The 26,162-nt window shown below is 62.8% G+C and carries 21 protein-coding genes; 6 read left to right on the top strand and 15 right to left on the bottom strand.

The annotated features are described in order from the left end of the window. The 3 genes from JF616_03075 to JF616_03065 form a co-directional block, all read right to left on the bottom strand. Positions 1 to 166 (bottom strand): glucose-1-phosphate cytidylyltransferase (locus JF616_03075; protein ID MBW8886718.1); only part of this gene is annotated, 166 nt, incomplete at its 3' end. Then, positions 166 to 1,443, bottom strand: coding sequence for a DUF4910 domain-containing protein (locus JF616_03070; protein ID MBW8886717.1), 1,278 nt, complete (start codon positions 1,441 to 1,443; stop codon positions 166 to 168). The genes JF616_03070 and JF616_03075, both read right to left, overlap by 1 nt. Before the next feature lie 147 nt (positions 1,444 to 1,590). Beyond that, a complete protein-coding gene (locus JF616_03065; GenBank protein MBW8886716.1) occupies positions 1,591 to 2,844 on the bottom strand; it encodes a class I SAM-dependent methyltransferase in 1,254 nt (417 codons plus the stop codon). 197 nt (positions 2,845 to 3,041) lie between these two features. Here JF616_03065 and asnB point away from each other — a divergent pair, with 197 nt between their 5' ends. The 5 genes from asnB (at position 3,042) to JF616_03040 (ending at position 10,349) form a co-directional block, all read left to right on the top strand. Continuing rightward, complete coding sequence (asnB, locus tag JF616_03060) at positions 3,042 to 4,949, top strand: asparagine synthase (glutamine-hydrolyzing) (protein ID MBW8886715.1); 1,908 nt, start codon at positions 3,042 to 3,044, stop codon at positions 4,947 to 4,949. Between the two features lie 13 nt (positions 4,950 to 4,962). Beyond that, positions 4,963 to 6,513 carry a right-handed parallel beta-helix repeat-containing protein gene (locus tag JF616_03055; protein MBW8886714.1) on the top strand — a complete coding sequence of 517 codons (1,551 nt, stop codon included), beginning with the start codon at positions 4,963 to 4,965 and terminating at the stop codon, positions 6,511 to 6,513. A 61-nt stretch (positions 6,514 to 6,574) separates the two neighbouring features. Then, a complete protein-coding gene (locus tag JF616_03050) occupies positions 6,575 to 7,795 on the top strand; it encodes a glycosyltransferase, exosortase A system-associated (protein ID MBW8886713.1) in 1,221 nt (406 codons plus the stop codon). A gap of 4 nt (positions 7,796 to 7,799) precedes the next feature. Further along, positions 7,800 to 8,984, top strand: a complete 1,185-nt coding sequence (locus JF616_03045; GenBank protein MBW8886712.1) for a glycosyltransferase family 4 protein — start codon at positions 7,800 to 7,802, stop codon at positions 8,982 to 8,984. Between the two features lie 48 nt (positions 8,985 to 9,032). Next, positions 9,033 to 10,349: an O-antigen ligase family protein gene (locus JF616_03040; protein MBW8886711.1), complete on the top strand. Its 1,317-nt coding sequence runs from the start codon at positions 9,033 to 9,035 to the stop codon at positions 10,347 to 10,349. Between the two features lies 1 nt (position 10,350). On the opposite strand, the gene JF616_03035 is transcribed toward JF616_03040, so the two are convergent. Then, complete coding sequence (locus tag JF616_03035; GenBank protein ID MBW8886710.1) at positions 10,351 to 11,400, bottom strand: polysaccharide deacetylase family protein; 1,050 nt, start codon at positions 11,398 to 11,400, stop codon at positions 10,351 to 10,353. Positions 11,401 to 11,477: 77 nt separating this feature from the next. Here JF616_03035 and JF616_03030 point away from each other — a divergent pair, with 77 nt between their 5' ends. Further along, positions 11,478 to 12,467: a hypothetical protein gene (locus JF616_03030; protein MBW8886709.1), complete on the top strand. Its 990-nt coding sequence runs from the start codon at positions 11,478 to 11,480 to the stop codon at positions 12,465 to 12,467. A 54-nt stretch (positions 12,468 to 12,521) separates the two neighbouring features. On the opposite strand, the gene JF616_03025 is transcribed toward JF616_03030, so the two are convergent. The 11 genes from JF616_03025 to JF616_02975 all read right to left on the bottom strand — a co-directional run bounded on the left by JF616_03025 (position 12,522) and on the right by JF616_02975 (position 26,091). Continuing rightward, positions 12,522 to 13,889, bottom strand: a complete 1,368-nt coding sequence (locus JF616_03025; protein MBW8886708.1) for a hypothetical protein — start codon at positions 13,887 to 13,889, stop codon at positions 12,522 to 12,524. 153 nt (positions 13,890 to 14,042) lie between these two features. Continuing rightward, complete coding sequence (locus tag JF616_03020) at positions 14,043 to 15,836, bottom strand: hypothetical protein (protein MBW8886707.1); 1,794 nt, start codon at positions 15,834 to 15,836, stop codon at positions 14,043 to 14,045. 5 nt (positions 15,837 to 15,841) lie between these two features. Next, positions 15,842 to 17,272 carry a hypothetical protein gene (locus JF616_03015; protein MBW8886706.1) on the bottom strand — a complete coding sequence of 477 codons (1,431 nt, stop codon included), beginning with the start codon at positions 17,270 to 17,272 and terminating at the stop codon, positions 15,842 to 15,844. Between the two features lie 49 nt (positions 17,273 to 17,321). Then, the gene (locus tag JF616_03010) at positions 17,322 to 18,569 is read right to left on the bottom strand and encodes a glycosyltransferase (protein ID MBW8886705.1); all 1,248 of its coding nucleotides are present in this window, start codon (positions 18,567 to 18,569) and stop codon (positions 17,322 to 17,324) included. Between the two features lie 2 nt (positions 18,570 to 18,571). Further along, on the bottom strand, positions 18,572 to 20,005 hold the full coding sequence (locus tag JF616_03005) for a GNAT family N-acetyltransferase (GenBank protein MBW8886704.1): 1,434 nt from the start codon (positions 20,003 to 20,005) through the stop codon (positions 18,572 to 18,574). 36 nt (positions 20,006 to 20,041) lie between these two features. After that, a complete protein-coding gene (locus tag JF616_03000) occupies positions 20,042 to 21,172 on the bottom strand; it encodes a glycosyltransferase (GenBank protein ID MBW8886703.1) in 1,131 nt (376 codons plus the stop codon). A gap of 76 nt (positions 21,173 to 21,248) precedes the next feature. After that, positions 21,249 to 22,487, bottom strand: a complete 1,239-nt coding sequence (locus JF616_02995) for a type III PLP-dependent enzyme (GenBank protein MBW8886702.1) — start codon at positions 22,485 to 22,487, stop codon at positions 21,249 to 21,251. Between the two features lie 13 nt (positions 22,488 to 22,500). After that, positions 22,501 to 24,084, bottom strand: coding sequence for an acyl-CoA ligase (AMP-forming), exosortase A system-associated (locus tag JF616_02990; GenBank protein MBW8886701.1), 1,584 nt, complete (start codon positions 24,082 to 24,084; stop codon positions 22,501 to 22,503). A 24-nt stretch (positions 24,085 to 24,108) separates the two neighbouring features. Further along, positions 24,109 to 25,089, bottom strand: coding sequence for a hydrolase 1, exosortase A system-associated (locus tag JF616_02985; GenBank protein ID MBW8886700.1), 981 nt, complete (start codon positions 25,087 to 25,089; stop codon positions 24,109 to 24,111). 5 nt (positions 25,090 to 25,094) lie between these two features. Next, on the bottom strand, positions 25,095 to 25,925 hold the full coding sequence (locus JF616_02980; protein MBW8886699.1) for an alpha/beta hydrolase: 831 nt from the start codon (positions 25,923 to 25,925) through the stop codon (positions 25,095 to 25,097). Between the two features lie 7 nt (positions 25,926 to 25,932). Continuing rightward, positions 25,933 to 26,091, bottom strand: a complete 159-nt coding sequence (locus tag JF616_02975; protein ID MBW8886698.1) for an acyl carrier protein — start codon at positions 26,089 to 26,091, stop codon at positions 25,933 to 25,935. Positions 26,092 to 26,162 lie beyond the last annotated feature (71 nt).

Raw genomic sequence — 26,162 nt, 5'->3', positions numbered from 1 at the left:
TATGCCCCAGGGCCAGGATGAAGTCCTTATGGCCGTAGTGGGCGTAGTACTTCATCAGGTGCCAAATGATGGGCCGGTATCCGATGGGGACCATGGGCTTGGGGATGGCCTCGGAGACTTCGCGCAAGCGCATCCCCAGTCCCCCGCAGAATAAAACGACCTTCATCACTGCCTCCGGTTCCCGGTATCCGATCCTTTGAGCAGCCCGCAGCCTTCCAGGAGATCGGCGGCCTTGCGGATGGGCCCGAAGGCCAGGCCCGCGCGGTCCGCTATTTCCAACAGCCCATGCTTCCCGTCGCTGTAATTGAGCACCCACAACAAGGCCATCTCCGTATCGCCCAGGTTGGACTTGCCTTTAAGGCCGTCGTAGATGCCGCGCTTCCCCAATCGGGGCTCGCACTTGGGATTCTGGTTCACGTAGATCCCGTCGCCTTCCAACGCCGACAGCGCTTGCGCGCAGATCCACAGCGAATCCGCCAGGGCTTCCGGCTTGAGGAAGGCCAGATCATCCCCGGAATTATGGTACTCGGGGAAGGACCCGTTCGGCGAACGCATGAAACACCCCACCGGCAAATCGAATCCCGGCGAGCAGAATTGGCGCTCATCGTAGCCGTAAGGGCTGAAGTCCTTGACGACGTGGGGCCCGCCGCGGCGGGCAAGCACATGGGCCATGGCGCGGTCGATGGCCGCGTTCCCGCGGCGGCTGCGCTTATAGGTGGGATTCCCCGCATCCCCCAGAAGGGCGAGCACCAGGCCCGCCCGGATGCGGCCGGTAACGGCCTCGTTGCGGGCCAGCCAGGTAATGGATCCGATCACGGTAGGAGCGAAGACGAAGCGATAGGTATAGGTCCGCTCGCATCGCCGCAGCATCCCGGCCAGCTCGGCGGCCACGCCCAATCCCGAGAGGTTGTCGTTGGCCAGGGACGGGTGGCAGGTATGCGCGAAAATCAAAACCTCTTCCTCGCGGGCGCCGGGAAGCAACCATTCCCCGTAGGTAAGGCTACCCTCCTTCAACTCGGAATCGATCCTCACCTCGTATTCGCCTTCGGGCAGGGATCGCAAACGGGCATCGGCGAGGCAGAAACCCCAGTCCTCCTTGAAATAGGAGCTGCGATACGGGATGCGATTAGGCTGATCGGGCAGGGAGTGCAGCCGGGGACGGAGTTCGGAAAGGGGCATGCGCGCGTTGACGGGCAGGCTATAGCCCACTACGTGCAGGTTGCTCTCGCGGAAATCCACCACCTTGGATCCGTCCGGGCCCTTGATCCAAGCATCGCGGATGATCCATTCCTTGGGCACCACCCAATCGAAAACGGGAGTACCGGAAGGCACCTCGATCATTTCCAAGGGGGCGCCTTCGCCCAGGATGCGCAGGGTTTCCCGCAATCCCGGCCCTGTGATGCTTCTACAGATGGGGAACAGCCGGGTCGCCAAGGCGTACATGCGGGCGCCCGCCCCGGCGAAATCGAACTCCTCCACGATGTTTTCGATCCGCATAGCTATTCCCCGGATCGCTTCCGGAAAAACGGATTGCAACCGTCGTCCGTCCCCGCGATCCGAACCTTCATGCCTCCTGCCTTTCCTTAACTCTTAGTCGATGACGAAGGTCTTGGGGATGGGAACCACCCAACGTCCTCCCCACTCGCGGATGTAGGAAGTCTGGGATATGATCTCGTCTTTCAGGTTCCAGACGCCGATGAAAAGGTAATCGGGCTTGGTTTCCCGGATTTTTTCGGGGGGATAGACCGGAATGCGGGAACCGGGCAGGTAATTGCCTTGCTTGTAAGGGTTGCGGTCCACGGCGTAGTCTATGAAATCGGTACGGATGCCGCAATAATTAAGCAAGGTGTTCGATTTGCCCGCGGCCCCGTAATGCACGATGCGTTTCCCCTCCCGCTTGGCCTGGATGAGGAATTCCAGCACCTGGCGTTTGGTCTCCTTGACTTTCTCCCCGAAGGCGAGGTAACCCTCGGGCTTGAACAAGCCGGCTTTTTCTTCCTTGGCTTTGAGCGCGGCCACCCGGGGACCGACGGGTTTGGAGGCATCCTCGGCGTGCCGGCCGTAGATGCGCAAAGAGCCCCCATGGGTGGGAATCTCTTCCACGTCGAAGAGGGTGATGCCATGGTGGGCGAAAACCTTTTCGACCACGAAAAATGAGAAATAGGAGAAATGCTCATGGTAGATGGTATCGAACTGGTTCTGATCCATGAGCTGGAGCAGATGCGGGAATTCCATGGTGATGACGCCGTCGGGCTTGAGCAGGATCTTCATCCCCCCCACGAAGTCCATCAGATCGGGAACGTGGGCCAGCACGTTGTTGCCGAGGAGCAGATCGGCCTTGCCATGTTCTTGGGCCACTTCCTGGGCGGTTTTGCGCCCGAAGAACTTGACCACGGTGGGGATGCCCTTCTTGATGGCGCTCTGGGCGACGTTGGCGGCGGGCTCCACGCCCAACACCGGAATCCCCTTCTCCTTGAACCATTGCAGCAGGTATCCGTCGTTGCTGGCCAATTCGATCACCTGGCTTTTGGGACCGAAGCCGAACCGCTCCACCATCTGGTCGGAATAGGCTTTCACGTGCTTGAGCCATGAATCCGAAAAGGAGGAGAAATACGCGTATTCGGTGAAGATTTCCTGCGGGCTCACGTATTCGGGGATTTGCACCAACAGGCACTTTCCGCATACGAAGGCGTGCAGGGGGTAGAAGGCCTCGGCCCGGTTCTCGTTGGCCGGGGAGACCTGGCTTTGGCAAGGCGGGGCCATCCCGAGGTCGGAAAAGGTTTCTTCCAGGGGTGCGCCGCAAAAACGGCAGGCCGAATGGATGCGCGCGAACGGGTTCGTCATGGCAAGTCCTCTACGGTTACCGGTGCAGGTGCGCCGGACTTAGTCCGGGAGATTAAATCTAAAATCTGCATCCCGCCAAATGGCGATCTTTTATCCTACGAAGGAAACATCCCGCAGGCATTCTCCGATCGGCGCACCGGGAAGACAAGGGCGGCGGGAGTGAGGCCGGGTTAATTATTTAACTTTCCTTGCCATCTATGTGCGGCCTGGTCGGTTTAATCGGAACGCATCGGGTGCCCAATCTGGCCGAGGTCATCGCCGGGATGAACCAGACCCTGCACCATAGGGGTCCCGATCAAACCGGCGTTTTCGTCCACCCCGACGGGAAGGCGGCCCTGGCCCATAAGCGCCTCAGCATCCTCGATCTCATCAATGGGATCCAACCCATGACCGATGCCGAAGGCCTGTTTACCCTGGTCTTCAACGGGGAAATCTACAACCACGGCGAATTGAAAGCCGAACTGGCGGCCAAGGGCCATCCCGTCCACACCCGCTCCGACACGGAAACCTTGCTCTACGCCTACAAGGAATGGGGGGCGGGGTGCCTGCCCAAACTGCGGGGCATGTTCGCATTCGCCGTGTACGATCATCGGGACGGATCGGTGTTCCTGGCGCGCGATCGCCTGGGCATCAAACCCATGTACTATGGGCGGCACGGGAACCATCTGATCTTCGCTTCCGAATGCAAGGCCATCCTGGATTTCCCCGGCTTCGGCCGCGAAATGGATTTGGAAGCGCTCTCGGACTATTTCTCCTTGATGTACGTGCCTTCCCCCAAATCCATTTTCAAGCGCATCCGTAAGCTGCCGCCGGGCCATTGGCTCAAGGCCGCGCCGGGCGGCGAACCGGTGATCCAGCCTTATTGGGACGTGCATTTCGAAGCCGGGGACGAAGGCGGATCGGAAAAGGATATCGCGCATGCCCGCGAGGAACTGCTGGCCTGCCTGGAGGACTGCGTAGGCTCGCATATGGAAAGCGACGTCCCATTGGGCGCCTTCCTGAGCGGAGGCGTGGACTCGGCCGCCGTGATGGCGTTGATGGCGAAAATGTCCAAACGGCCGGTGCTGAGCAATACCATCGGCTTCGGCAACCGGGACTTCGATGAAAGCCGGTACGCGGCGGAGACGGCGGCGTTCTACAAGGCCGATCATCAGGAGTTCCGCGTGGAAGCGGATGCCGTGGAGGCCATGGAAAAGCTGGCATGGCATTACGACGAGCCCTTCGCGGATTCGTCCATGATCCCCACCTATTACGTATGCCAGATGGCGCGGCGAAGGGTGGCGGTGGCCCTTTCCGGCGACGGCGGCGACGAGAACTTCGCCGGCTATCGCCGCTATTATTTCGACCGGGTGGAGAACCGCGCGCGCGCGCTGTTGCCCGACTTTCTGCGCCGGCCCCTGTTCGGCCTGCTCGGCGCCGTCTATCCCAAAGCCGATTGGCTCCCGCAACCCTTGCGCGCCAAGACCCTGCTGCGCAACCTCTCCTATTCGCCGTTGCAAGGGTATTTCACCTCCATGTCCCATTTCCTCCCGGAGATGAAGGCGCGCCTGTTCACGAGCGATTTGCGCCGCGCTCTGGGCGGCTACGATTCCCTCTCGGTATTCGAGAGCCACTGGGCGCGATGCAAAAGCCGCGATCCGCTCTCGCGCATCCAATACCTCGATTTCAAGACCTATCTGACGGACGACATCCTGGTGAAGGTCGATCGCGCCAGCATGGCGCATTCACTCGAAGTGCGCGTGCCGCTGCTCGATCATAAGCTGGTGGAATTGGCCGCGAAGATGCCCTCGGGGTGGAAGCTGCGGGATAAGACTTCCAAATTCATTTTCAAGCAAACCGTGGAACCGCTCCTGCCGCCCGGAACCCTGACCCGCCGCAAGAGCGGCTTTTCCGCGCCCATCGGGCATTGGTTCCGGAATGAATTGCGCCAATACGGGCAGGAACGGCTGCTGGGGAACCCCGCTTTGGCCCAAGCGGGGCTGGATACGGATTACGTGCGCAAGCTTTGGGAGCAGCACCAGAGCGGCCTGAAGAACCATGATTTCCCGCTCTTCGCCATGCTATCCTTTGTGCTGTGGCACTCCAAATTCATGGAACGGAAATGATCGGGGGCGCGCCGTGAACGATTCTCGGAAACGGCCTTTCCTCCTTCCGGTTTTCCGCTTGGCTTGGCTCTGCGCCGCTTTCGGGAGCGGGGCTTACGCCCGTACCGTGACGGTAGCCACCGCCACGGCGCTGGACGACGCGACGGGAAAGCTGGTCGCGGGGGACACCTTGCTGGTTTCGGCGGGGAATTACGACATGACGACCTGGGAGATCTCCGGGCTCAAGGGCACGGAAAACGCCTGGATCGTCATCCGCGCGCAAGGCAAGGCGGTCATCCGCAGTACTTCCAATTGCTGCAACCTGGTGCAGCTTTCCGATTTGGAATACGTGAAGCTGATCGGCTTCGAAGTGACCATGAAAACCGCCAACGACGGCGTGGACGGGATCAATATGGGGGGCCGCTTTTCCCACCATGTGTCCATGGAAAACCTCCTTATCCACGACATGACCAACAACGGCATCAGCCTGTACCCCGATTCCGCCGCTTTCATCTCCCTCACCAACAGCGAAATCCACCATACGGGCGGATCGGGATTGTATTGGGGCTACCCCAACCGCAACACCTTGCACGATATCCTGGTGCAAGCCAATTACATCCACAATTGCCCGGCCGATTCCCTGCAGGACACCCATTACGGGATCCAATTCAAGGGCTGGAGCTATCGTTCCAAATTCATCGATAACGTGCTCCACGACGTGGGCGGCACCTCGCGTTCAGGCCTGATCGTCTATTACGGCAAGAAGCCCTTGGCCGGCGACGTGCCGGGAGACATCAATATCGTATCCGGCAACGTGCTGTGGAATTGCCGCAACGAGGGCATCACCGTGATGTCGGACGCGTTGATCGAAAACAACATCGTGATGGACGCGCTGGTGGGCATCAATATCCAGACGTATTCGGACACTTCGTTCCAGGGAACCACGGCGGTGGAAAACCTCACCGTGCGCAACAATACCGTGTACCGCTGCCAGTCCACCTGCATCGCCATTTCCGGATGGGCCAATGCCGGAACGGGCGTCTACTTCTGGGGCAATGCCGCCTACCAGGACGCGGCCGGCAAGCCCGCCATCCAAGGTTCGCTGGGGAAGGGCTCGGCCGGAGGGAACGTGGCCTTCGGGACCTCCTCCATCGCGGGCACCAAGGCGGGCACGGGGCTGGCCGACTTCCTGCGCGTGACCGCGGCCGGCGCTCCGGCGTCCTGCGATTTTTATCCGTCGGCCGCTTCCCCCCTTTTGGAGGCGGTGGCCGATGCGGCCAAATCGCCCGAGAAGGATTTCAACGGAACGGCGCGGCCCCAGGGCGCGGCCGCCGACGCGGGGGCCTATGAACGCGGCGGCGCGGAGAATCCGGGGTGGGCCATCGGCCCGGGCTTCAAATCGGGATCCTCGCTCCCGGTGCGGCCGGTAAAGGGCAAACCGCGCCCGGCGAAGCCCGGCCTGGGTAACTTGCGGATTACCCCCGGGGTCGGGATCGCAGCCGGGGTTTATTTCCATGGCGTACCGGATCGCGATCGTCCGCGGGACTCGCGCGGGCGGGCCTTGGAATCGATTCCCCAGCCGTGAGCCGCCCTCCCCTGCCCCCGTCCTTGGATTCGGATCCCCAAAAGGAACATCTGGAGCGACTATGCCCTTGAAGGTATTGCACATTCTCGACCACTATCTCCCCCTCTTCAGCGGATACACCTTCCGCAGCAGCTATATCCTGGACAGCCAGAAGCAGGCCCTGGGGATCGAACCGGTGGTCGTCACCTCGGCGAAGCAAGGGATCAGCCCTTCGCCCATGGAAACCTTCGATGGCGTGCGCGTGTATCGCGTGGGCGCGGTGGCGCCGTGGACGCAGAAGGCCCCGGTGATGCGCGAATGGGCGCAGATGAAAGCGCTGGAAAAGCGCATCCTGGAGGTGGCGGAAAAGGAAAAGCCGGACGTGCTGCATGCCCACTCGCCGGTATTGAACGCGTGGCCGGCCATCTGGGCGGGCCGCAAGCTGGGCATCCCCGCCGTCTACGAGATCCGCGCCTTTTGGGAAGACGCCGCCGTGGAGCACGGATCCACCACGGAAGGCAGCTTGCGCTACCGCGCCACGAGGACCTTCGAAACCTCGGCCTGCAAAAAGGCCGATGCGGTGGTGACCATTTGCCAGGGGCTGCGCAAGGGGCTATTGGAGCGGGGGATCCCGCAAAGCAAATTGTTCGTGCTCCCCAACGGCGTGGACGTGGGGAAATTCCCGCCCCCGGAGCTGGACCGCAAGCTCCAGGCCGAATTGGGCCTGGAAGGCAAGCAGGTCTTGGGTTTCATCGGGTCGTTGTACCGGTACGAGGGCCTGGTCCATCTGCTCGCCGCGGTAGCCTTGATGTTACCCAAGCATCCCGACCTGCGCTGCCTCATCGTGGGCGGCGGTTACGACAACGAAGAAGCGGAGCTCAAGCAGAAGGCCGAGAGCCTGGGGATTTCCCATGCCGTGATCGTCCAGGGCAAGGTGCCGCATGAACGGGTGAACTCGTTTTATTCCCTCATCGACATACTGGTCTATCCCCGCATCCGCTCCCGCCTGCTGGAACTGGTGACGCCCTTGAAGCCTTTGGAAGCCATGTCCATGCGCAAACCGGTGATCGGCAGCGATGTGGGCGGCATCAAGGAGCTGATCGAGGAAGGCCGAAATGGGCTGCTTTTCAAGGCGGACGACCCCGGGGATTTGGCCCGCGTGGCCGACGGCCTGCTCTCCGATCCCCAACGCATGCGGGATTTGGGCCTGCGCGCCAGCGAATACGTGGCCTCGGAGCGTTCCTGGCGCAAGCTCATCGAGGCCCACCGCCAAACCTACCGGTCCCTCGGCCTCAAAGTCTGATCGCATGCATATCCTCACCCTCACCACGCTTTTCCCCAACGCCATGCAGCCCGTGCACGGCCTTTTCATCCGCGCGCGCATGGAGGATTATACGCGCCGCCATGGCCATCGCTGGACCGTGGTCGCCCCCGTGCCCTGGTACCCCAAGCTGCCCTTCGCCACCTCGCCCGCGTACGATCGCTACGCGCGCGTCCCCGCGCTGGAACAGGGTCCCGGATATCAAGTGCATCACCCGCGCTACCTGATCACCCCCAAATACGGGATGCGTTACTACGGCGCCTGGATGGCCCGCGGCATCCGGTCCACGGTCGCGCGCATCCATGCCCGCGACCCCATCGACGTCATCGACGGGCATTACATCTATCCGGACGCCAACGCCGCCCTGGAAGCCGGGCGCATGCTGGGAGTACCGGTGGTCCTTTCCGCGCGCGGCACGGATCTGAATTTCTACCCGCAACTGCCCGCCATCCGCCCGCTGCTGCGGAAGAACCTGGCCGCCTGCGACCATCTGATCTGCGTATGCAGCGATCTCAAGAAGGTGGCCCTGGAATTGGGGATGGAGGACGCGCGCGTCTCCGTGATCGGCAACGGCGTGGACACGGATAAATTCCGGCCGGTGGATGCCGCCGCGGCGCGCGCCAAGCTGGGCCTGCCCGCCGACGCGCGCATCATCCTTTCCGTCGGGCACTTGATCGAGCGGAAGGGCTTCCACATCCTGCTGCGCGCCTTCGCGAAATTGCGCGACCGGGGCGGTTTGCGCGTGGCCATCGTCGGCGACGGGGAAATGCGCCAGGAGCTGAAGCGGTTGGCGGCGGACCTGGGCATCGCCGGCAGCGTGATTTTCCCGGGGGCGGTGGGGAACTCCGCCTTGCCGGATTGGTACGGCGCCTGCGACCTGTTCGTGATGGCCAGCTCCCGCGAAGGCTGGCCCAATGCCGTCACCGAAGCGTTGGCCTGCGGCCTGCCGTTGGTGGGCACCAAGGTGTGGGGCATGCCGGAAATCGTGACCTCGCCGGAATTGGGCCTGCTCATCGACGAACGCGAACCGGACGCCCTCGCGCAAGCCTTGGAACGGGCCCTGGCTCGCGCCTGGGATCGCCCCGCCATCGCCAGGCAAGGCGGCGCGCGCACCTGGGAGGCCGTCTCCGCGCAATTGCACCCCATCTTCACTAGACTGGCCGGGAAATAGCGGCGATCGCCGCCGACCGCACGGGAGCGCATCATCAGACTCATCGTCATGGGATTCTGTTATCTGCTCGGCACCTTCCTGGCGCTGAACACGGTCGCTTACGCCACCGGCCTTTTCCTGTGGAACGATATCTTCCAGCCGCTCACTTTCGCCAAGGATTACGGGGCCTATCCCGTGGCCTATTACGTGCTCGGGGTGCTCATCCTCTCCTATGGCATCAACCTCGCGCGCGGGAACTTCCGGCCCATCTTCGGGCCTTATTTCCTGGCCGCCGGCGCCTTGCTCGGTTGGATCCTGGTATGCACCGCCATGTCCCCGTTCCAGGTGGTGGCCTGGCCGGAGTTCGTACGCTACCTCAAGTATCTCCTCCCCTTGATGCTGATGTTCACGGCCATCAACAAGCCGCGGGACGTGCTGCTCATCGCCGGAGCCCTATGCGCCTCCGTGGCCCCTTGGGCCGCCGAAGCCGGGCTGCATTGCCTCATCCACGGGGTCAACATCGATCTGGGCATCGGGGGCGGCCAGATGGCCGAGCGCAACGATTTCACCGCCGCCATCGTCGGCACCTTGCCGGTGCTGTTGTACTTCGCCAGGAATTACGATTACAAGCTCAAGATCCCGGTGCGCGCCGTCCTTTGGCTATTCTTCCTGCTGAGCCTTTCCACCATCTTTTATTCCCTTTCGCGCGGCGCGTCCATCGGCCTGGCGCTCATGTCGCTCAGCTACGTCCTCTTCATTTCCCGGCGCAAGTTCCGCGATACCGGCTTTCTGATCCTCATCGGGCTGGTGGTCTACCTGATCCTCCCCGCGGCCTGGTTCGAGCGCATGGGCACCATCAACCTGGGCGTGGATCAAAAGGAAGCCTCGGCGGCCTCGCGCATGAATCTCATGACGGGGGCCCTGCACGCCAGCCTGGATCGGCCCGTCTTCGGATGGGGACCCGACGGCTGGCTGGAAGTGGCGTTTTCCTATACCAACGATACCCACAACCCGCATAACATCTATCTCAAGCTCAGTTCGGAGGTGGGCGTTCCCGGATTGATCCTCTATCTGGTCCTGATCGGGGTCACCTTTACGCGCACCATCAAGGCCGTCAATCTCGCCAACCGGATGGGCGACAAGAGAATGGCGGGGCTGGGATTGTCCTTCGTGACGGGGATCTTGGGGCTGCTCTCGGCCATGTCCTTCCTGAACGCGCCCTTCAACGAATACCTGATGGCCTGGGTGATGCTCGCCAACGCCTTCGCGGGGGTGTACCCGGCCAGCGTCGCCAGGCAGCGTGGGCAGACGAAGCGGAAAGCGGGGAAAGCCGGCCGCGCCCCCAGGCCGGACGCCGGGCCGCAGGCCGCCCTAGGTAACGCCTAGGTTACGCGGCCAACCTTTCGGCCAGCATCCGGAAGAAGAAACCGTCCACGTCCGGATCCCACACCTGCCGGCGCAGCAGAGCGTAAGGGTCCTGCCCGCCGATGACCACCCCGGAGCTGGTGGTGAGCGCGCAAGCGAAGCCTCCCTGGCGCACCAAATCCCGGCTCACCTCGTTATAGTCTCCGGGCTGGCCGTTGGGATAGGCGAACAGATCGATTTTCTCGCCCAACTCCCGTTCGATCACCGCCTTGGAACCTTGGATTTCCTTTTCCATCTCGGCCGCGGGCAAGCGCGAAATGATGGGATGGGACATGGTGTGCGCCCCGAAGGCGATGCCATTGGCGCGCATGGTCCGCACCTGGTCCCAATCCAGCATCAGCGGCGGTCCGTCCGCGGGCAGGGGCGCGCATTTCCCCTTCAGCCGGGCGATCTGAACCTCCCGTTCGGAAGGCGTGAAGCGCTTGAGCCAGCCCAGCACGCGGAAGGCGGCGTCGCATCGCGCGGACCGGTCCGTGAAATCCATCTCGGCGATGCCCGCATCGGGAAAGGCGAAACGCGCCGCGGTGGCGTCGCGGAAGTCGGCCAGCACCCGATCATGCCAGGGCACGGCGCCGGTGCCGATGAAATCGGTGGCCAGGAAAATGGTGGCGGGCAATCCGAATTCTCGCAGGATGGGAAAGGCGTGGTCGTGATTGTCGCGATAGCCGTCGTCGAAAGTAATGGCCACGGCGCCGGGGATGGAGCGGCCTTCCGTCAGGGCCGTCACCATTTCCCGCAAAGGAACCACATGGAAGTAGTCGTGGAGCACCCGCATCTGGGCCCGGAAATCGGCCGTGGGACAGGGGGTGATGGCGAACGGATCGGTCTCGGGCACGACGCGGTGGTAAATCAGGATTTGGAATTTGGGCCCTAAGTGGGAAGACAAGCGCGGAAACGGACGCAAACCCAAACGATGGGAATCGCAGAAAGCGGCGAGGCGGGGGGCGAAAGGCAGCTTACGAAGGAGGTTTCCCAGCGAATCGAGGCAGAAATGTTTGAGGGATTTTGGCATTGAGGGCAGGGCTCCGAAAGTTTATTAAGCGGGCCCGCCTTTTGTCTACTTTTGGTGCCGTAACCGAGGAAATACCCATGGGACTGATCGCCTTGAAATACATGAATTCCCGCGAGCTGGTAAAGGGGATTGCCACGCGTTTTCCTTACCTTCGCGAGATCGTCCAGCGCCGCGAAGGGACCGGCGGATCGGATTCCGCCCGCTATTGCTACTCGGTATGGCTACGGCATTTGTCGCTGGCCCATGCGGCCGGCTGCGACGCCTATCCCAAGGTGATCGCGGAGTTGGGACCGGGCGATTCCCTGGGATTGGGATTGGCCGGCCTGCTCTCCGGATCGGAACGGTACTTCGCCTTGGACGTTGTCCGCTTCGCCAACTTCACCCGCAACCTCCGCATCTTCGACGAGCTGGTTGAGTTGCTGCGCAAGCGCGAGCCCATTCCCGGCCCGGATGAATTCCCTTCCGTACGGCCCACCTTGTCGTCGTACGCGTTCCCCGCCTTTCTGGATGCGGATCGGCTGGGCCAGGCCCTGGCGCCCGCCCGCGTCGCCTCGCTGCGCAAGGAGCTGGAAGGCGACGGCTCCAACCCCAAGGGACGCATCGCCTATTTCGCGCCCTGGGATCGCCCCGAGGTACTGCAACGCGCTTCCGTGGATATGGTCTTTTCCCAAGCGGTGCTCGAACACGTGGAAGGCCTGAGCGGCACTTATCGCGCCCTGGCGATGTGGCTCAAGCCGGACGGCTTCATGTCGCATACCATCGACTTCAAGGCGCATCACACTTCGCGCATCTGGAACGGGCATTGGGCCTATCCGGAGCTGCTCTGGAGCCTCATCAAGGGCAAGCGCATCTTCCTGCTCAACCGCAAGCCGCGCTCGGCGCATATCCAATTGCTGAACGACGTGGGTTTCGAAGTGATCCACGAATCGAAATCGGTGCGCGAGGACGGATTGAAAATCGATCAGCTGGCGGGCGCGTTCAAAGCGTTGTCGCCGGAGGACGCGACCACGGCCGGGACCTTTTTGCTGGCGCGCCCCCAGCAAGCGGTGGCGATGGCCGTCGGTTGATCGCGGGCTAGGCAAGCAGGCGGAAAGGGTTCCGGAGAGCGCCGGGCTTCGGCCTTAGCCCGAAGTCAGCATGGCGCGGAAAAAAGTCTTGCCCGAGGCATGCGCTTCCACCAGGTAAACGCCTTTCCCTCCCGGCAAGGAGAGCATCAGCCGGCCCGCCGCGCGCACGTCGCCGAAGCGGGTCTGTAGCCGACCCCGCGTATCGTAAATCCCCACATCCACCCGGCTTCTGGATCCGTCCAGGGGGATGGTCAAGGCGGGCCATTGCCCGGGGCGGCCGGGTTCCAAGATCAGCTTTTGCATGCCCGTGCCCGGCGCGGCGGGATGGGGGATTCGCACGCCATTGGAGGTGCCCGGGCCCGCCGACAACTTGTAGAAGGAAACGTTCTGTTCGATATCGTTCACCAGGATGAACACGTTCTCCTCGGGGACATAGCGGAAACGCCCGTAGGTCCCGTATTGGGATTGCGCCGGCGGCGCTCCCGTCGAGGACATGCGCGTCCATGCCTTGGTGGTCAGGTCGAGCGCGTAAACCCCGCCCCCGTTCCAGGCCACCAGCTTGTCCGTTTTACTGTCATAGGCCATGCCGGGGCCGTACCCGGCGATGATGGAGTCGCCTCCCGTGGTTTTCCAGCTGGCGCTGACGTCCTTCTTCGCGGCGATGTCGTAAACCAGGAACTCCCCGCTGCCGATGGTGAAATACAACCGGCGCGCGGGTACGACCACGCCCTTCTGGGGCCCCCAGCTATGGCTCCAATCCAACAGCTTGCTCCACTTGTTGCCGTCGTAATCGTAGGAGAAAACGGAATAGGGATCCCGGAACAGCACCATCTTGCTCACGGGGTCGTAATCCGACGACATGTTGCAGCAAGCGCCTTGGGGAGTGGTACCGGGGGGCGCCATGTTCTTCCAGGCCTTCGAGGCGATGTCCAAGGTCCAGGTCACCGTAGTAGCGTAGCCGTTACCCGCCCGCGAGCCTCCGTAGGCGAACATCTTCTTGGCGTGGCCGATGTAGGCCAGGTCATCATAGGTATGCCGCGCTACCGGGTTCCCGTCCGGCAGGGGATCCTGATCGATGAGCGGCGAGGTCCGGGAAGGCTGGGTCAAGAGCGTCCAGCCCAGGGAATCGATGCTGAAGGCATACACCTCGTTGCCGTAATAGTCGCCGTGCCCGCCGCCCCAAACGAGCATGGACTTGGTGTCGGGAATGAAAAGTCCCCCGTTCCAGGATTGGACAATGGCTTTGCAACCGTTGGTCCCGCCCACGTAAGGGGTGGGGCAGTATTTCGACATCTGGGAATTCTGGACGGTATACCAGGTATCCGCCGGAAGATCGGCGAGCTTTTGGTTGGGTTTGGCCGCTACCGGAAAGGCGGCCAGTACGCCGAGGAAAAGGAGGCCGAGCGCTGGGTTGGAAGGCATAAAACCTACCTCCGGACGATTTTAAAAAACGATTTTCCCGGTGAGACTCGTAACATCATATTTTCGGCAGGATCGGCATTCTTGTCAAGCGGTATTTGGCCCTTGGGAGGCCCATAAAACGGGGCCAGAATCAAAAGATAGGTCTTATCCGAATCAGATTTTACGACTCCAATCATAAGCTTTAAGCACCGTCCAAATTCGCGAGACCAAAAGTGCCGGTGGCGAATCCGTCCCTTGGCGGCGCAAAGCGGCGATGAAATCGGGGTGGAGAAGGTTTTCGATCCTGCCGATGCCCGCGTTTACGTCGCTCTGCAAGGAGGCCAAAGGTTGGGCGGGCCTCGGAGGGTGTACCGAACGGGACACCCGTTTCGCCACCTTACCCGCGAAGAAACCGGCCAGGGATGGGAGGCTTCGCAGCGCCGCGGCCGCGCCGATGCCGGGGAAATTCCCCCCGGTCATGGGAAAGCCATCCAATCCGGGATGCATCCGCTGTAGCAAGGTCCGGCTCAGCATGCCGCCGGATTTCTCCTGCCAACGCGTTGAGAGTATCGCTTCCAATACGTCGATGCGGGTCCACGGCGTGAAACTGGAATGGACGCGATTGGTGGATGAGGCGATGCGCCCCTGCCAGTACTGCATGCGCACGCGCAGGTAGACGAGGTCGAGCCGCGCGTAGGCGGGCAGACCGGGCGCGTCGTAGGCGGCGATCTGGTCGCGCATATGCGCGGCCCAGCCCCGGCCCAGGTCGGACTTGAAAACGCGGGCGGGATCGAGGAAAGGGGAAAACTTCTTGGCGATCAGAGCGTCGAGGTCGAGCGCGCCTTCCGGCGTGGGACGGTAGAATCCCGGCAGCAGGAAATAATTCCGGGCCACGTCCGCCGTGGACCCGTGTACGCTGGCCTCGCCCTCGGAAAAATACCGGGTATGGATGTGCAGGATGTTGGCGTACTCCAAGGCATCGTATTCGCCATCGCAGCAGGCGACCGCCTGCTCCAGGATGGCGCGCAATTCCTCGCCGTCCGTGGTATCCAACGGCCGGGCCACCTTGAGATCGATGCCGTAACGCTCGCTGATGCGGCGCGCCAGCACCACGTCCTCGTGCCGGTCGTCGCCGGAAACCGTGGCGCGGAAGGGCAGGCCGCTACGCAAGGCAATCCCCACGTTGGCGCGGGAGTCGTAGCCTCCCGTGAGATCGAATACGAACTTGCCGCCGCTGCGCTTAAGCCATGCGAATTCGCCGTCCAAGGCGGCGAGGATGCGATCGCTCCCCTCGCGCAGGCTCAAGGAAGCGAAAGCGATGTCCCGCATCTTCCAGTATTCGAGACGGCTTTCCGCGAACGCCTTCCCGTTTCCCTTTTCCCATTTGTAAAAGCAGGAAGGGCGCAAGGTGGTGATGCCGCGGAACAGGCTGCGATTGCCGTAAATCGAACCGGTGGAAAGGAAATCCAGAAGCGATTCCGGTTCCGGCTCCGCTTCCGTCAGCCGCGCCAGCAGGAGCGAGGAATTGGAAAAGGCCAGCATGCCGCCGATGCGGGCGTGATAGACGTAGGTGGAGTTGAGCAAATCGGTTTTCACCGCCAGGGAGCCGTCGCGCGCGTCCAGGCTGAGCAGCACGGTGGTTTCCATGCCGTCCCCGAACAAGCTGCGGCGCGCGGCGAGCGCGTCCAATCCGTGGTCGGGGATCTCCGGAAGGGAACCGGCCTGCAAGCCCGCCTTCGGGCCTACGAACAGGCGGAAGCCCGCCGGCGAATCCGCCGTCACCTGGTTGAGGCCCGGCGGAACCGGGGAACGGGAAAAGAGATGGCAGGCGAATCCCGGCCGTTGATGCGACTCCAGCGATCCCGGCGGGAAGGAGGCGATCCATCGCCCCAGCCGCCCGGAAAAGCCGGCGCTATCGCCGCCCGGCTCCGGTTGGCCGGGAAAGTAAAGGACCAGGAATCCGCGCATGGCGCCTAACGGGCTTGGGGTTCGCTTACCGCGTTGCCGGCCTCGACCTGGAAATAAGCGCCCGTAGCGGATCTGCCCGCGGCAGGCGCGCCCGACGCGGCTTGCCCTTTCGGCGCTACGGTCCGGCCTTTGGAGTCGAAGAAGGCGCCCCTGCCGTGCCGTCCCCCGAGGATTTTCCCCGGCCTCCCGATGGCCTTGATGCCCGACGGCTGCTCCTTATAATCGGGGATGCCGTTGTTGTTGGTGTCGGGAGGCGCGGTCTTGCTCGCCATCGCCGACCACAGCGTCAATCCCTTGCGATCGACGTAGGTGATGGCCGGGAGGCCATCCTTGGAAATGGCGATGGAAGGGAACTCGCCGACCACTTCGCCGGAGTCGACGGTCTGGGTGATCCATTGGCCGTCCTTCTTGTACGCGAGCTTCAGCTTGGCCTTGGTCGCGACCAGGGCATCGGAGGATTCGACCCAGGGATAGACCACATAGGGGGTGCGGTCGGGGCCCAGGACCAAGGCGCTTTGCGTGGTGAAATAGGTGAAGCTGGGCATGCTATCGATCTTTTCCACCGTCCAGGTTCCGCCCGGCGTGCCATACGCCATGTACAAGCCCTTCTTGTCGTTGTCCTGGTAGGAGAGGTAGAAGGAATCGCCCGTGTCATGCGCGATGGAGGCGTAGAATCCCGGCAACTTGCCGGTTCCCCCGGCGGTATCCACGGCCTGGTTCTTCCATTGGCCCCCGTCCATATAGGTCACGTTCAGGTACTCGCCGTTATGGATGAAGAAGCCGAATACGGGCTTCTCGTTCTTATCGAAGGTGATCGAGTTCCACTTCGCGCTGAGACCGCAGTCGCAGGGCCGGGTCGGCCCGACGCGCTCCCCGCCTACCGGCAGATAGGAGTAGGTAAGATTGGCGTAGTCCTGGTACTTGGCCGTGTAGATGGCATGGAAAACGTTGTTGGCGTCCATCTGCGCCGACAATTGGTAGAAGCCGCCGCCGCTGCCGAGCGTATCGAGCGTGCTGCGGTGCCAATCGTGGCCGTCCGACCAGACGTAGTAGACGTAAGCGTATTGCCAGTCGTGGTAGATGATGTGGGGATTGCCGTCCTTGTCCAAGGCCATGTCGATCTTGGCGTCGGATCCCGCCCCGGTGTCGATGGTTTGCTTTTGCCAATTCCGGCCGTCGAACTCCGCGAAGCGTACGTCGTAATGCCCGCGATAACCCACCTTGAGCTTACCGTCCGGGGCGTAACGCAGCTTTGAATAAAACCCGATCTCCTTGCCGTCCTGATGGCTGGAGTCCACGGCGTAGTAGTACCAATAGAACGGGGCGACGTCGGCCTTCCGGGCCGGGGCCGCCCGCTTGGCCGCGGGGCCGCCCTTGGCGGCGAAGGCCGCGCCTATCAGTGAGCATAAAGCGAGAAGTCGGATCAGGTTGCGCATGGGGATCCCTTATGGGTGATGACTGTGTTTTCGATTTCGGTTTCCGGTTTCATTTGGCATTGCCGAGGCCGGCGAATATCCCGGCCAGACGCTGGGCCTGGTTCTGGCGCGAAAATCCGCGCGCGGTCCCGGCGCTGGCGGCGGGCAAAGCCTGGCCCGCTTGCACCGCACGCACCCATTCGGTGACGGCCCGCGCGATCGGTTCGGGATCTTCCGGCCGCACCACCGTTCCGGAGGCGGTCTCTTTCACCAAGCGGCCGGTTTCGCCCTCATGGGTGGTCAAGGCGAGGATGGGGCGGCCAACGCGCATGTATTCGTACAGCTTGGCGGGAATCTGCGCTTCGCAGCTGGGCCCTTGGAAAAGCAAGAGGATGTCCGACGCGGACATGATGTCGATGGCTTGCGCGTAAGGCACCGGCGACTTCAGCCGGACCACGTCGCCCAGGCCCAGATCGGCGATTTCCTTTTGGTAGATGGCATCGTTGCCCGTGCCCATCAGATTGACTTGCAGTTGTTCGCGGCGGATGCCGCCGCGATCGATGGCCAGCTTAATGCCGCGGAAGAAAGGCACCGGGTCGCGATCGACTTGTTCCAGGAGGCCCGCATGCGTCAGAGTCACGGGACCGGGCGCGCGCGCGCCCGAGTGCGGCGGCAGCCGGGAGAAATCGTTCTCGTCGAAGCCGTTGGAGATGACGGTGAGCTTTTCTTTGGGCAGTTCGGGATAGCGTCGGTAGAAAAGATCGGCGATGCCTTGCGTGGTGGTCAAAGCCTGCGTGCACTTGCGTATGGCGGCGGCTTCGATGCGCTTGCGCGCCCACAACACGGGCTTGGGCACTTCCAGGAATTCGTCCCACATCGGATCGCGGAAGTCGGCCACCCAGGGCAAGCCCGTCCATTTGGCCAGCGCATGGCCGATGACGTGCGCGCTGGGGATGGGATAGGTGGAGTAGATGGCTTCGATCCTCTTTTTGCGGATCAGGCGTTTGCCGTCCAGCACGGCGGCGGGGATCCAGGAGGCATGCTTGTCGGGAATGCCCAGGAAGGCGGGGTAACGCCCGGCTATGCCCATGTGCTTCTGCGCGTCCAATCCGAAGCTGCGATGCACTTCCACTCCGGCGGGCAACTGGTTCACCGGTTTGGGATCCACGGCCACGTAAGCCCGGGGGTTCACCGTAAGCACCGTCGGCTCGATGCCGTAGTCCGGCAGGTAGCGGGCGAACTTGAGCGTGCGCAAAAAACCGCTGCTGCCTTGGATGGGGGGGAAATGGAAAGCGATGATGAGAACACGCTTAGCCACCCTTACGCGCTTTCCAAGGACATGTATTCGTATTTCGGGAAGATCTTTTCCAGATCGAGCAAAGCCCCGTCCTTCGCCAGGAATAGCGACTTGGCCAACCGATGCGTCCGGGTGAATTCGCTTTTATATTCGTCGCCGCCATACCCGAAATCATAGAACTTGAATCCCTTGGCGATGGCGTCCTGTACGGTATGCATGACCAGCAGCTTGCCGGCCCGGAGGTCTTCCAGCTCTGGAGTGCGGCCGGAAAAAAAGTACTCCCGGCGGTTGCCGATGTCAAAGCAGGCATGGGCCGCGATGCGGCGGCCTTCCACTTTGGCGAAAAACAGATGGAATATACCGATCTTAGCCCCTTCCATCGCTATCTGCCGGTGGAAATCGATGGTGGAATCGTTTACCGCCACCGAGTCGCTGCCCCAACGCTGCCGATGCAAGGCCAAGTATTCTTCCACGTCCGCGCTGGACAGGTCCGCGGGGGCGATGTCTTCGAAGGAGCCGTTCGCCTCCAGGAATTTCTTCAGGTAGCGGCGGAAATAATAGCGGCGACTGGAGCTCAAGGTTTGCTGGAACTCTTCCACCGATGCGGGCAGCTTCAGATGCGGGTAGATGATCACGTCGGATGCGATGGCCTCGCGCGCTTTGCGGGCCGCCTCGCCGGGAGCGCCCTCCGCCGGGATGCGGCCAAGTAAGGATTCCAGTTCCTGCTCCAGGCCTTTGCGCGTGGCCTGGAAGGTCAGCAAGGTGGGGCCTTGCTTCCCTAGCTTTTCCTTGAGCGCCTCGATCGATTCGCACAACGCCGCATCGGCCGGGACGGTTTCCTTAAGCCCCGCCAGCGCCGAGTCCAAGGGATGCAAGGTCCAGGGATATACGCCGCCGCGATAGCGGTTGGTGACCAGGCCGCCTTTCCAGCCCGCCTGCAAGCGCGCCTCCGCGGCCTTTTTCAAGCCGGGAAGATTGGGCGAATCCTCCGGGATGTACCCGAGGAAAAGCAGCATGTTCTGCTTCTCGGCATGCGCGCACAGGAAATCCAGCAAGGCCGCGAGGGTATCTTCGCGGTTACCCGGGTGGATCAGCAGATCCTGGTAGAAGACCGTGACCGAGTCGGCGCAAAAGCAGAGCACCTTAAGGGGAGGGGCGTTGGATTTCACGGTGACGGAAAAGACCGCGAGCGGGGCCAGGCCTACCAACTTGCCGTCGGATTCCGCCGCTGCGAAAAAGCATTCTTCCAGGCGGCTGCGCATGCCCAGGAAATTGCGCATGCGCTTGCTCCCGAAATCGCCCTCTCCGGGTTCGCTATGGAATTGCTTCCACCAGGCCATGGGCACGGGCAATTGATGGAAGGTGAGGTTGCTTTCCGCCTCCCGCGCCAATACGCGCGCCGGCTCGAGAAGGGCGTCCCTTTCCGCCTGGGTTTCCGCCAACCTCACTTCAATCATATCCGCCTCCTGGCCATGCAACCGGCCCCGACGGGCCTAGCTTGCGGCATGGCCCGATAATTCCGTGTAAAGTCCGGCATAGGTTGCGAGGAACCGCCTATTATCATATTCCTTCTCGACCTTCGCACGGTTGCGCCGTCCCATTTCCGCCCGGGAGGCCGGGTCGTCCCGCAAAGCCAGGATGGCCGCGGCCAAGGCCGCATCGTCGCCGCTTTCGAAAAACCTCGCGTTCTCCCCCTCGGCCAGCCAAGCGGCATTGCCGGGAACGCGGGAAGCGATCAGCGGCAGGCCGCAGGCCATCGCTTCCAGCAGGGTATTGCTCATGCCTTCGTAGACGGAAGTATTCAGGTACAGGTCGAAACGGCCGTACCAGGCAGGTACGTCGGCGCGGGCGCCGGCGAAGTCCACCATTTCCGCAACGCCCATGGCGCGGGCCTCATCGGCCAGCTTGGCCTGCAACGGCCCGTCTCCCACCAGGGTCAGGCGCATGCCCCCGGCTTGGCCCGCGGCTTTGAGCCTTTGGAGCGCCCGGAGCGCGCAACCGATATCCTTGACCTCGTCCAGCCGCCCCACCATCCCCATCTCGAATCGCGCCGGGTCGCGTGCGGAGTCGCCGCGCGTTTCCTTGGCATGGAAGCGCGACAAATCGACGCCGTTGGGAATCACGCGCGGGATACCGGCGGCCAGCCGCCAATGCTTGCATACGTAGGCGGCGATGACGCCGTTCACGGGGACGATGGCGTCGGCCATGCGGCAGAGGATGCGCTGGGCCCATAGCCGCTTCCAAGGGATGCCGGCCAGGTCGGACCGGTTCAAGCCATGTTCGCCGTGCAGGATGACCGGGCGGCGCGCCAACCAGGCCGCCGTTATGCCATAAAACATGGTCGACCAGTTATGGGTGTGCACCGCGGTATAACCGCCCGCGCGTATGAAGCGCGCCAGCCGGAGGATGCGCAGGGGATGCAGGCCGGAGGGGACGGGGAAATAATGGTGGGGGGTGCCGGGAGGCAATTCCAGGCGGCCGCTTTGCGGCGGGCGGAAGCTCAGCACCTCCACCGCGAAACGCCCGCGATCAAGCCCGCCGGCCAGGCGGGCGATGCGGTTTTCCATCCCGCCTATTCCCAGCGATTGGATGATGTGCAGGATGCGGATGGACGGGCGCGGCATGGATGATTCGGAAAGGTATCAATTGCTCTGATCCGCGAGGGGGCGGTCTCGGCCGCGCCCCGCCTCGCGAACGGCTTCAGAGCAGGACTTCCCGGGGCGGCGGATGGCTGAGGAACCCCACCGGGCTCATGCTGGGCCCGTAGGCCCCCGAATTCGGGATGGCCACGAAATCGCCCTCGTCCAGGGCCGGCAGCTCGATGCCCATGCCGAAGGTATCCAAAGGGGTGCAAAGCGGCCCCACCACGTTCACTTTTTCCGTCGGGCCGTTCATCTTGTTGGCCGCCGCCAGCACCATCTGCCGGCGGATGGGGCTTTGGCTGATATTGCCCGAGGCGGCGAGATGATGATGCATGCCGCCGTCGAGGATGAGGAATACCGTGCCGCGGGATACCTTCCGGTAGCGCACCTGCGAAACATAAATCCCGGCCTCGCCCACCAGGAACCGTCCCAGTTCGGTCTTGAAGCGCGTGCCCGGCAGCTTGGGCGCGTACTCGGCGAAAAGCCTGCGCACGCCTTCGCCCGCGCGTTCCAAATCCAGCGGGGCATCGCCCTTGAAGTACGGGATGCCGAAGCCCCCGCCCAGATTGAGGATGTCGATTCGGCAGCCCGTCGCCGCCTTCAGGCCCACGGCATACTCGAGGATCTTGCCGAACGCCTCCACGACGGAATCGGCGTTCAGATTCTGGGTTCCGGAAAAGATATGGATGCCTTTGAAGCGGACGTTTTTGGAGGCTGCCAAGCGCTGGATGAGCGCGGGCACGCGCTCGCTGTCGATGCCGAATTGCTTGGAGCCGCCGCCCATCTTCAATCCCGAGCGCGAGAATTCGAAATCGGGATTGACGCGGATGAGCGCCTGGGTGGTCTTGCCGGTTTCGGCGCAGATGGCCTCCAAGTGGTCCAGTTCCCTTTCGCTTTCCAGGCTCAAGGTCCCGATGCCGTTGGCCACCGCGAAGCGCAATTCCTCCCGCGATTTCCCGGGGCCGGCGAAGCTCATCTTGGCGCCGGGGACGCCGCCCTTGAGCGCCACTTCCATCTCGCCTTGCGAGGCGAGGTCCACGCCGTCGTACCATTGCCCCAAAAGCCGCACAATGTCCGGGTTGGGATTGGCCTTGACGGCGTAGGTGATCAGCAATTCCTTCGGCAGCACCGCGCGGAGGGCGTCATGGCGCCAGCGAAGAATGCCGGTGTCGTAGATGAAGAGAGGCGATCCGTATTGGCGCACGATGTCGGCGATGGGCTTTCCCGCGACCGCCAAAGCGTCCCCGATGCGGCCGAAGCGGGTTCCGGGGAAGAATTCGGTGGCGGGGCTCAGCATGGAAGGGAGGTTTTCATTTCGGAGCGATCCCCAATTTGGCGTACACCTGCGTTTTGATCAAGGCGCGATCCAATTTGCCGTTGGCGTTCCTGGGCAGGTCCTCGCGGATTTCGACGTGTTGGGGGATCATATAAGGCGGCATGGATGTTTTGCAATAATCTAGCAACTCCCTCTCTTGCAAGGCGGCGCGGCCCTCCGCGGGAACGATCACGGCGTAGACCGCCTGGCCGTAAACCGCATGGGGAATGCCCAGCGCCATGGCGTCCTTGACCATGCCGGAGGCATGCAACTGCTCTTCCACTTCGGTGGGGCTGATGCGGTTCCCGGAGCACTTGATCATTTCGTCTTTGCGTCCCACGAAATACAGCAGGCCTTCTTCGTCGATGCGCACTTGGTCGCCGGAGAAAACCGCCATTTCCGGCACCGGCACCTCCGCCGGCTGTAACGGGCTGCGGCGGTAGCGGACAGCGGTGAGATCGGGCGCGTTCCAATACCCTTGCGCCACCAGGACGCCGCGATGGACCAGCTCACCGGTTTCCCCCGGCCGCACGGGCTTGCCGTGTTCGTCGACGATGATGATCTCTTCGCCCGGAATGGCTTTGCCCATGGAAGTGGGATGGCTGTCGACCAGGGCTGGATCCAGGAAAGTGGATCGGAAGGCTTCCGTGAGGCCGTACATCAGGAAGATGGACGTGCCGGAAAGGTTCTGGCGTAGCTTACGCACCACGTTCTCCGGGACCGCGCCCCCGGAGTTGGTGATGTACCGCAGCGAGGGGAGGTTGCCTTGGTTGAGGCCGGGGAGATCCACTAATTGGATCCAACCGGCGGCCACGTTGGCGATGCCCGTGACCGCATGCTTGCGCGCCACGGAAACGACATCCCGCGGGAACAGGTATTCCATCAGCACGATTTGCGCCCGGTTGAGGAACGCGGTGGTCAATTGGTTGAGGCCGTAGTCGAAACCGAAGGTGAGCAGGCTGAGGAGGCGATCGTTTTCCGTGAGCTGGAGGAATTCGGATACGATACGGGCCCCGGCCACGATGTTCAAATGGCTGAGCACAACGCCCTTGGGTTTGCCCGTCGATCCCGAGGTATACAGGATGGCGGCGAGATCGGGTTCCACCACGCGCGGCCCGCGCCGGGTATCCGGAGCCGCGGCCATGGCGGCGCTCCAATCCAGCACCTGCACGCCCGGCAGCGCCGCGCCTTTGCCCTCTTCCGGCTTTCCGATGGCGACGATCAACTTCAGGCAGGCGGCCTCGCCGAGCACTTCCGCGATGGCGGGAAGGCGCGCGTAGGTGGTAATGAGCACCGTGGTGCCGCTGTCCCGGATGATATGCGCGGCCTGATGCCCCAGGTTCTGCCAGCGGATGGGCACGAATACGCCTCCCGCCATGGAGATCCCGAAAATGGCATTCACCTTTTCGATGCGCTTTTCCAGGTAGAAGCCCACGCGATCGCCCTTGCCGATGCCCGCCTCCATCAGGATGGCGGCCAGCTTCGCCGAATCCGAGCGCACGCGCGCGTAGGTCCAGGCATCATCCTTGTGCAGGACGGCGTTCTTGTTCGGGCAGGCCTCGGCGGCCGCGGATAAAATGTCGTGCAATACCCTTATCACCGCCTATCCCTCCCGCCCGGGCGTCTTGTCCCAGGCCTCCATGGTCAAATCGCATACGGCCTTTTTCCATTCCGAAGCCGTAAAGGTATGATCGGCCCCGTCCACGATGCGCATATCCGTGCGATGCCGTCCCCGGCGTTTTCCGGTATCGCGCTCGCGGTACAAGGCCAGGAATTCCTGCGCGGTAAAATCGTCCGTGCTCATGATCAGCGTTAACGGACCCGCGTAGGCCTCGAGGGCTTCCATCACCAACTCGGGCAGTCCTTCCGGATCATCGCCCGGTCCCACCAGCCCGGGAGGCGCGGCCGGCGCGGGAGCGGCAACCGGGGCGGAGGAGCTGCCAGCGTCGGCGGCGACCGCGGCGGAGGGGACGCCGGCGTCGGCGGGTCCGGTTTTAGGGGAGCGCGTATCCGATGCTTGCGTCGCGCTTTTGGCCAAGCCGAAAAAGGAGGAGAGCACCTTGCGCGGATCCATCCGGAAGGAAAGCAGCTTCTTCCAGAACGCGGGATCCATGATGCGCTTGCGGTAATAGTGCTTGAGCAGCGCCTTCGCGTGGCCCTGCTGCGAATGCACATAAGGGTTGCATAAGATCATCCCGGAAACGCGGCGCGCCGCCTGGCGCGCGTTCAGGGCGCAAGCCGCCGAGCCGTCGCATAGGGACCAGAGCACGGTTTTGCGTAGGCCCGGGAAACGCTTGTGCAGGTAATCCAAGGCGGCTTCCAGGGAGGGGCCGGCGTAGGCGAAGCCGGCGAAATCCCCTTCGCCGTCGCCGATGCCGGCATAGTCGAAGCGAAGCACGGCCAGGCCCCGGCGGCAGAGCTCCCGGGCGATGAGGGTATAGGAACGGTGGCTTCCGACCCGCGTTTGCGGACCCCCCACGATCATGACCAGGACCTCTTCCGCCTGCGCCGCGTCCTGCGGCAAATGCAGGATGCCGTACAAGGCCTTGCCCGAGGCGAGGAAGCGGACGGGTTCCTCCATCATGGCTCCTAGGCTACGGAGGCTATCCAGCCGGACGTGAGCTGCGGCAGGGAAGGGGCTTCCCAGCGCCAATACCGATCCCAAAAAGGCACTTCGCGGGCATGCTGCAAAGGCGCGGGCCGATTGGAGGCGCGCAAGCCCTCGGCCATCCGCTTGAGGGCGTCCGGGGGCGCATCCGCTTCGGTGATGGCGGCCAGGCAAAGGGGGAAGGGGAATTCGCAGGCGGATAACGGAGGCGTTTTCGTCGCGAAGCTTTCATACAGGCGGCGAGTCACCGGATAGCCCATGACATCGAGGGTTTCGCCCGCCTCCAGCCGCTTGACCAGGCCCTTCACGGAAAAGCCTTCGGCGTTGCCGGCGGCGAGTTCGGAGCTGAACTTCTGCCGCAAGAACTGGGTCATGCAGGTTTTGAGATCGGGCAGGGGCTGCCACAAGACCGCGAAGGCCACGTCGCTGCGGCCGGCGGCATATAAGGCGGCCAGGTTGGCGCCGGCCCGCAAACCCCACAGGCCCACGCGCGCGTTCCCGGTGCGCTTCCGCAGCCAATCCGCCGCGCAACCCACTTCGGCCACCCAATCCTCCGCGGAGGCATCCTGCAAATCGCCTTCGCTGTCGCCGCAGCCGCTGAAATCGAAACGCAGCACGGGAATGCCGGCCGCGGCCAGGCCGCGCGCAGTGCGGACGATGACCGCATGGCTTTGGTTCTTCTCTTCCGCGAAGGGATGGCAATACACCACGCCGCCCCGCCGGGCGGGCCCCGCCGCCGGGTGGAAAAAGCCGAGCAGCCTTTTTCCGCCGACGCCGTCGAAGAAAAACATCTCTTCGCTGGATCCCGTCATCCCGCCCTTAGAGCTTTCTTTTCACGAGTTCCGCCAGCGACTCGACGGTTTCGAAGGACTCGGCGGAAAGTTCTTCGTCCTCGAAGGCGAATCCGAAATTCTCCTCCAGCGCCACGATCAAGCTGTTCACGGCCATGGAGTCGAGCAGATTTCCGATCAACTTCATGCCGTCGGGGATGGGCTTGTCCCGGTATTCGCCGCCCACGCTGCGGGCCACGATCTTCCGTACGCTTTCCT

Source organism: Fibrobacterota bacterium, from assembly GCA_019509785.1.
Taxonomy (GTDB): domain Bacteria; phylum Fibrobacterota; class Fibrobacteria; order UBA11236; family UBA11236; genus Chersky-265.
This window is presented reverse-complemented; position numbering and strand designations above follow the sequence as displayed.